At 67.4% G+C, this 7504-nt stretch carries 8 protein-coding genes; 6 read left to right on the plus strand and 2 right to left on the minus strand.

Going from position 1 to position 7504, the window contains the following annotated elements:
* The 6 genes from D7W81_RS37865 to D7W81_RS37885 form a co-directional block, all read left to right on the plus strand.
* The coding region (locus D7W81_RS37865) for an EamA family transporter (protein ID WP_147445766.1) at window positions 1-439 on the plus strand (439 nt) is incomplete at its 5' end.
* Between the two features lie 86 nt (window positions 440-525).
* A complete protein-coding gene (locus D7W81_RS37870; RefSeq protein ID WP_120560239.1) occupies window positions 526-1230 on the plus strand; it encodes a hypothetical protein in 705 nt (234 codons plus the stop codon).
* Entirely contained in the window at window positions 1227-2138 is a 912-nt protein-coding gene (locus tag D7W81_RS37875; protein ID WP_120560236.1) for a DUF3396 domain-containing protein, read from the plus strand. Before D7W81_RS37870 ends, D7W81_RS37875 begins: the two co-directional genes overlap by 4 nt.
* Window positions 2139-2188: 50 nt before the next feature.
* Window positions 2189-2314: a hypothetical protein gene (locus D7W81_RS44265; RefSeq protein ID WP_279637934.1), complete on the plus strand. Its 126-nt coding sequence runs from the start codon at window positions 2189-2191 to the stop codon at window positions 2312-2314.
* Window positions 2315-2344: 30 nt separating this feature from the next.
* A complete protein-coding gene (locus D7W81_RS37880) occupies window positions 2345-3145 on the plus strand; it encodes a hypothetical protein (RefSeq protein ID WP_167508143.1) in 801 nt (266 codons plus the stop codon).
* Complete coding sequence (locus D7W81_RS37885; protein WP_120560237.1) at window positions 3142-4053, plus strand: DUF3396 domain-containing protein; 912 nt, start codon at window positions 3142-3144, stop codon at window positions 4051-4053. Before D7W81_RS37880 ends, D7W81_RS37885 begins: the two co-directional genes overlap by 4 nt.
* 37 nt (window positions 4054-4090) lie before the next feature.
* Here D7W81_RS37885 and D7W81_RS37890 read toward each other — a convergent pair whose 3' ends face one another.
* Both D7W81_RS37890 and D7W81_RS37895 read right to left on the minus strand, forming a co-directional pair.
* Window positions 4091-6067, minus strand: coding sequence for a hybrid sensor histidine kinase/response regulator (locus D7W81_RS37890; RefSeq protein WP_120560238.1), 1977 nt, complete (start codon window positions 6065-6067; stop codon window positions 4091-4093).
* Between the two features lie 119 nt (window positions 6068-6186).
* Window positions 6187-7504, minus strand: a 1318-nt coding sequence (locus tag D7W81_RS37895) for a response regulator (RefSeq protein WP_120560241.1), incomplete at its 5' end; no start/stop codon positions are given.

Here is a 7504-nt window from a genome sequence, read left to right on the forward strand (position 1 = left end):
GGACACGGGCGGCGGGGGCATGGCGGCGCTGGCGCTGCTGGTGGCACCGGCGGCGTGGGCCTTTGGTTCGGTGTGGAGCCGGCGCTTGCCGATGCCCTCGGGGTTGATGACGCCGGCGACGCAGATGTTGAGCGCGGGCGTGATGATGCTGGGGGTGAGCTTCGCGCTGGGAGAGCGGATGGGGGACGGGGTGCCCCTGCGCGCGATGGTGTCGTTCGTGTATCTGGTGGTGTTCGGTTCGCTGGTGGCGTTCAGCGCGTATGCGTATCTGCTCCGGCACGCGAGGCCGGCGCTCGCGACGAGCTACGCGTACGTGAACCCGGCGGTGGCGGTGCTGCTGGGCGTGGTGTTCGCGGGAGAGACGCTGGGGCCGCTGACCGTGGGAGCGATGGGCGCCATCCTGCTCGCGGTGATGCTGTTGGCCCGCGGGAAGCGGTGAAGAGGTTCGCGGTCCTGGTGGCGTGTGCCCTGCTCACCGCGTGTGCCGGGGGCGCGCGGCATTCCCGGCATGGAGAGCTGGGGTACGTGGATACGGAGACGGCCGCCCGGGCGCGGTATGCGGCCTATGTGGCGGAGCAGTCGGCCACAAGGGCCGTGGCGTCTCCCCTGCTCCGGGCCATTCCGCCGGCCGTGCTTGCGCTGATGCAGCGTGAGCACGCGGCGGATGAGCTGGAGAAGCGGCTGGCGGACTGCGCGGTCCAGGCGGAGCAGGTGGGCAACGCCCGGTTCTTTGAAGGGCGCCCACCGACCCGTCAGGAGTGCAGCGAGGTCGTGGAGAAGGACCGCTGTGGAAACCCCGTCACCCGGGCGATGCAGTTGGGGAAGCAGAAGCACGTGCTCGCGCTGGAGTGTGCGGAACAAGTACTGAAGGAGCGATGGCCCGCACCCTTCAGCATCGAGCAGCGCTACCGCTACTACCCGAATGCCCGGATGGTAGAGACCATCAGCCCGGAGAAGGAAGCGCGGCTCATCGCAGAGGGATGCACCGAGGAGCTCCGAGGCACCATCAAGCCGGATCTCGTCCTCCATGAAGGCCGCAACCTGCTGAAGGCCGCGCTCACCCTGGACTTCAAGTTCCCGTGCCCTGATAGCAATGAGCCGCAATGGACTCGCTATGGGAGGAGCAGCCCATACGACAACCAGACCCAGCAGGACATCTATGAACAAGCGTTGGGTGGAAAAGCGATTCTCATTTCTCCACGGAAAGGCATGAGGGCATCAGGGCAATGAAAGAAGGATTCCCCCTCATCCGGCTTCGCGGCCAAGGCGGCTGGCTCGAAGGACGCGATGGCGTTGTTGTGTCCTTCTTCATCCATCGTGACCATACAGAGGTCGCGCCCGCGATCTGGCGCGCTATCGAGGCTTACCGGCTCGCCATCCCACACAGCGCCTTGAGCTGGTACACCTCCGATGATGGCGACATGGTGCCGCTCGATGCCGCAGGATGGGAGCACAACCGCAGGGAAGTGATTGACTGCCTTGAAGGCGGCGGAAGGACCGTTGAACTGAGAGAAAGCCCAAGCGAGACCGGTGGCTATCAGGTCGAATACTACGGGCGACGGCTCGACAGCCCCTTCCACGATGCTCCCGTCACCACGTTGGCGTTCACATTTCCCACGGAGTACCTCGTGGTGCAGGGTGTGGCCCGTCTTCAGTCCCTGGCACTTGAGCTGGCCCGTGAGCTGCCTTTCAACTTCGGCTACGCCAGCTTCGCCCTTGTTTCAACACAGGACCCCTGGATTACACGCAATTGGGACAGCATCGAAGCGCTCCTCGCCCGCTATTCCGGACTGGATGCGCCTCATGCCAGCAGATTCAGCTCCAAGCTCGGAACCCGGGCCCTGGGCCCCTATTGGCTCACGTTCCTGGGGCAACCCCTGCTGACACGGATGGGCGGCATCGACGCGCTCCGGGACGCGCTTCCCTTCCCGGAGGTCTCACTGCTCCCCATGGACGGCGACCGCGTGCTCGTCACCCTGGACGCATGGCCGGACCCCATCGACACGCAGGCGAAAGCCATTCCCCCGCAGTACCGCGCGCTGGCCCGCCTGATGGAACCCTTCCTCTTCCAATACACAGGCGAAGCGCTCCTCCCGTTCCAGCACGACACCAACCGGTGGCTTCGCCGCTTCCTCTAACCCCGCGGCCAGGGCGACAGCTTCTCCACTTCGTACCGCTCCAGCAACGCATGCGTCGCGCGCGCCGCTTCCTCCACCCGGACGAGTCCCACGTGCGCGGAGTCATCGTGCTGCATCTGGCGGCGGTGCTGGAGGCCCAGTTCTCCACGAGGGAGTGGTTCTCGCGGGTCGCCTGATTCGACGCGGTGCCGGATAGAGTCCGGCACATGCGTGCCGCGATGAACTTCTGGGTGGCCTGTGCCCTGCTGACGGCGTGTGCCGGCGGCTCACGGCATTCCCGGCATGGGGAACTGGGGTTCGTGGACACGGAGACCGCTGGAAAGGCACGGTACGCCGCCTATGTGGCGGAGCAGGCCGCCGCATCCGCCACCCGGGCCGTGGCATCTCCCCTGCTCCGGGCCATTCCGCCGGCCGTGCTTGCGCTGATGCAGCGTGAGCACGCGGCGGATGAGCTGGAGAAGCGGCTGGCGGACTGCGCGGTCCAGGCGGAGCAGGTGGGCAACGCCCGGTTCTTTGAAGGGCGCCCACCGACCCGTCAGGAGTGCAGCGAGGTCGTGGAGAAGGACCGCTGTGGAAACCCCGTCACCCGGGCGATGCAGTTGGGGAAGCAGAAGCACGTGCTCGCGCTGGAGTGTGCGGAACAAGTACTGAAGGAGCGATGGCCCGCACCCTTCAGCATCGAGCAGCGCTACCGCTACTACCCGAATGCCCGGATGGTAGAGACCATCAGCCCGGAGAAGGAAGCGCGGCTCATCGCAGAGGGATGCACCGAGGAGCTCCGAGGCACCATCAAGCCGGATCTCGTCCTCCATGAAGGCCGCAACCTGCTGAAGGCCGCGCTCACCCTGGACTTCAAGTTCCCGTGTCCGGACAGCAACCAGCCCCAGTGGACGGCATATGGGCCGAGCAGTCCGTACTTCGGCCAGGACCAGGGGAAAGTCTACAAGGCGGCCCTGGACGGACAGGCCCTACTCATCTCGCCAAAGTTTGGAGTGAGGACGCCATGAGAGACGCCTTTCCCGCAATCCGGCTTCAAGGCAGAGGCGGCTGGCTCGCGGGACGCGATGGAATCGTCATCTCCTTCTTTTCCCACGAACATCCCGAGGCCTTCGCTCACGCTGTCTGGCGCGCCCTTCAGACCTATCTTCAGGCCATCCCTCCTGGGGCGCTGGGCTGGTATCCCCCTGGGGAAGGAGAACTGGAACCGCTCGACGAGCAGGGCTGGGAACACATCCGAAAGTATCTGCTGGATCCACCCTGGAAGGGCGTCTGGCCCATTCAGCTGATGGAGAGCCCGAGCGAGGCCGGCAGCTACCACTTCGAGTATTACGCGCGGCGGCTCGGGGATCCCATCCACGAGGATCCCATCAGCTCTGTGTCCTTCACGTTTCCAACGGAGTACCTCCTGGAGCACGGGGCTTCACACCTGCGTGCGCTTGCGCTCCAGTTGGGCAGTGAGCTGCCATTCAATTTTGGCTATGTCAGCTTCGCTATCGTCTCACCACAAGGTTTGTTCAGCTCAGCCGACTGGAACATCACCGAGGCGCTCCTCGCCCGGTATCCGGGACTGGATGCCTACAACAACAGGGAACTCAGTTCCGTCCTTGGCACCCGCGCGCTGGGCCCCCACTGGCTCACGTTCCTGGGCCAGCCCTTGCTAAGCCAGATGGGCGGCATCGACGCGCTCAGGAACGCGCTTCCCTTCCCGGAGGTCTCGCTGCTCCCCATGGACGGAGACCGCGTGCTCGTCACCCTGGATGAATGGCCAGACCCTATCGACACGCAGGCGAAAGCCATTCCCCCGCAGTACCGCGCGCTGGCCCGCCTGATGGAGCCCTTCCTCTTCCAATACACAGGCGAAGAGCTCCTCCCGTTCCAGCACGACACCAACCGGTGGATCCGCCGCTTCCTCTAACCCCGCGGACAGGGCGACAGCTTCTCCACCTCGAGGCTCAGCTCGGGGTGCGCGAGGACTCCGCCGGCGACGCCGCCTGGGCCTCGGTGCGCCGGGGCAGCCAGACGTTGAAGGTGGAGCCCTGGCCCACGGTGCCCGTGGACTCGGCCCAGATGCGGCCGCCGTGCTGCTCCACGATGCCCTGGCTGATGGTGAGCCCCAGCCCCAGCCCGCCGTACTTGCTGCCGTGCGCGCGGCCGAAGCGCTCGAAGATGAGGCGCTGCTTCTCGCTGGGGATGCCCACGCCCTGGTCCTTCACGGACAGGTGCACGCCCGTGTCGCCCTCCGCCGCCACGCGCACCAGCACCTGGCCGCCCTCGGGCGAATAACGGATGGCGTTGGACAGCAGGTTCGTCAGCACCTGGTCCAACCGCCCCCGGTCCCACGTGCCCTCCAGCCGCTCGGGGACCTCCACCTGCAGCTCGTGCGTCTGCGACAGCACCGCCATGCGGTCCCGCGTCTCCAGCACCAGCTGCGACAAGTCGAACGGCTCCAGCTCCAGCGACAGCCTTCCGGCCTGCAGCCGGCTGATGTCCAGCAGGTCCTCCACCAGCTTCGCCATGCGGTCGATCTGCCGGTTGATGATCTGCAGCGACTTGCCCGGGCCGGCCTCTGTCTGCCCGCCCAGCTTGAGCAGCGCCAGGTGCGCGTGGCCCTTCGCCGCGGCCAGCGGCGTGCGCAGCTCATGGCTCGCGGCGGCGAGGAACGCGTCCTTCGCCTCGCTCGCCAGCCGCAGCGCCGTCTCCGCGCGCTGGCGCTCGGTGATGTCGCGCGCCACGGAGATGAAGCGGCCGGGGCCCTCCTTCTCCGCCACGTACTGGAGCACCACCTCCACCGGCACCTCCGTGCCATCCCGGCGGCGGTGGTTGGTGGAGTACGTCTGCGACGGCAGCGTGCCGGACATCAGCGGTGCCAGCAGCTTGCGGAAGCCCGTCTCGTCGAAGGCGCTCTCCACCTCCAGCACCGGCAGGCCCACCAGCTCCTCCACCGTGGAGGACAGCTGCTTGGCCGCGCCCGCGTTCGCGTACGCGAGCGTGAGCGTGTCCGGGGCGAACATCAGGACGCAGTCCAGCGTGGCGTCCAGCGTCGTCTTGAAGCGCCCCAGCGCCTCCTCCGCGCGCCGCTTGTCGTCGATGTCCGTGGCGATGGCCAGCCAGCCCACCAGCGCCCCGTGCTCGTCGTGCTCCGGCACCGCGCGCGCCAGGTGCCAGCGGAAGACGCCGTCCCTGCGCCGCAGCCGGAACTCCTGCGTGCTGCTCTGCACCTGCACCACCCCGTCGCTCCACACGGCGCGCATCCGCTCGCGGTCCGCCGGGTGCACGTCCTGGAGGAAGGAGGAGAGCGACAGCTCATACCCCTCATGGTGGCCGGTGTAGTCACGCCAGGCCCGGTTGGCGTACGTCAGCGCCCCGTCCGCGCGGGCCGCCCACATGGGCTCCGGCAGGGACTCGGTGAGCCGCCGGTAGCGCAGCGCGCTCTGGCGCTCCAGGGCTTCGCGGTCGCGCTGGCGCAGGAGGGCCGCCTGGCGCTGGAGCTGCTGCTCCTTGAGGAACAGGTCCACGAAGACGCTGACCTTCGAGCGGAGGATTTCCGGGTCGAAGGGCTTGAGCAGGTAGTCCACCGCGCCGTGCGCGTAGCCCTTGAAGACATGCGCCGCGTCACGGCTGAGCGCGGTGAGGAAGATGATGGGGATGGTGCGCGTGCGCTCGCGCTGCTTGATGAGCGCCGCCGTCTGGAACCCGTCCAGGCCCGGCATCTGCACGTCCATCAGGATGACCGCGAAGTCGCGCTGCAACAGCTGCTTGAGCGCCTCCTCGCCACTGGTCGCCTTCACCAGGTCCTGGCCCAACGGCTCGAGGATGGCTTCCAGCGCCAGCAGGTTGGCCGGGTGGTCGTCCACCATCAGGATGGCCGCGCGCGGGGTGGCCGCGGCGGCTTCCTGGGGACGTTCCGGGGTGTGCTCAGTGGAGTTCATGTGCGCGGTGGGGGAGCGCGTGGGTCAGGGGACCCGAGACACGGCGGACAAGGCTAGGGCCGCCCCCTTCCAGACGGAAGTGCAAAGGGGGCCACAAGGTGGATCGTCCTCGTTGAGTATCAAGCACTCACCCAGAGCCGCACGAGTTCCAGGAGCTTGTCGGTGTCCACCGGCTTGGGCAGGTAGTCGCTCGCACCGGCCGCCATGCACTTCTCGCGGTCGTCCTTCAGCGCCTTCGCGGTGACGGCGATGATGGGGAGGCTGGCGTACTTGGGGTCCTTGCGGATGGCACGCATGGTCTCGTAGCCGTCCATCTCCGGCATCATCACGTCCATCAACACGACGTCCACGTCGGGGTGCTGGCCGAGCATTTCAATGGCGGCCCGCCCGTTCTCCGCGAAGACGACCTGCATGCTGTGATTTTCCAGCACGCTGGTGAGCGCGAAGATGTTGCGCATGTCGTCATCCACCAGGAGCACCTTCCTGCTCGCCAGCGGTGCGTCCTGGTCGTTGCGCTGCGCCAGGGCCGCGCGGGCGCGCGCCGGGAGGTTCTCGTCCAGGCGGTGCAGGAAGAGCGCGGTGTCGCTGAGCAGCTGGTCCGGGCTCTTCGCGCCGCTCTTCAGGATGACGCTGCCGGTGTAGCGCCGCAGCCGGGCCTCGTCCTTGGGCGTCAATTCACGGCCGGTGTAGACGACGATGGGCAGGTCGCGGAAGCGCTGCTGCGTCTTCACCTCCTCCACCAGCTTGATGCCGTCCATGTCGGGCAACAGGAGGTCGATGACGAGGCAGTCGTACTCGTTCTCCTCCAGCTTCTGGAGGGCCTCCTGGCCGGACGCCACCGCGGTGACGGCGACGTCGCCGCCGTCGCTGAGCAGCTGGGTGAGGCTGCTGCGCTGCACGTCGTCGTCTTCAATGACGAGCAGCCGGCGCTCACGGCGCTCCAGGAAGCGCGACAGCTGGCCGAAGACGCGCTCCAGGCCCTCCTTGCTCACGGGCTTGGTGAGGTAGCCGAACGCGCCCTGGGTGTTGCCCAGGTGCTTGTCCATCACGCTGATGATGTGGACGGGGATGTGGCGCGTGCGCGGGTTGCGCTTGAGGCGGTCCAGCACGCTCCAGCCGTCCACCACGGGCAGCTGGATGTCCAGGGTGATGGCGTCCGGCTGGTACTCGTGCGCCATGGACAGGCCGCTGTCGCCGCGCGTGGCGACCAGGGCCTTGAAGCCCTTCTCGCGCGCCATCTGCACCATGATGCGGGCGAACTTCAGGTCGTCCTCGATGATGAGCAGGGTGCGGTCACCCTCGCGGATGAGCTCGCGGTCGTCCTCCACCACGACGGGCGTGTGCGCCCCCTCCACCTGTGGGGGCAGCGCGGCGTCCAGCACGTGGGCCTGCGGCTCCGACACCAGGGGGGGCGGCGCGAGCGGCGGAGGCGTGGGG

The sequence above is a fragment of the Corallococcus aberystwythensis genome, from assembly GCF_003612165.1.
GTDB classification, from domain to species: Bacteria; Myxococcota; Myxococcia; order Myxococcales; family Myxococcaceae; genus Corallococcus; species Corallococcus aberystwythensis.

Excerpts from the sequence above, each read along its gene's own strand:
- D7W81_RS37875 (WP_120560236.1), top strand. The coding sequence starts at position 1,227 with ATGAAAGAAGGATTCCCCCTCATCCGGCTTCGCGGCCAAGGCGGCTGG.
- D7W81_RS44265 (WP_279637934.1), top strand. The coding sequence starts at position 2,189 with ATGCGTCGCGCGCGCCGCTTCCTCCACCCGGACGAGTCCCACGTGCGC.
- D7W81_RS37880 (WP_167508143.1), top strand. The coding sequence starts at position 2,345 with ATGCGTGCCGCGATGAACTTCTGGGTGGCCTGTGCCCTGCTGACGGCG.
- D7W81_RS37885 (WP_120560237.1), top strand. The coding sequence starts at position 3,142 with ATGAGAGACGCCTTTCCCGCAATCCGGCTTCAAGGCAGAGGCGGCTGG.
- D7W81_RS37890 (WP_120560238.1), bottom strand. The coding sequence starts at position 6,067 with ATGAACTCCACTGAGCACACCCCGGAACGTCCCCAGGAAGCCGCCGCG.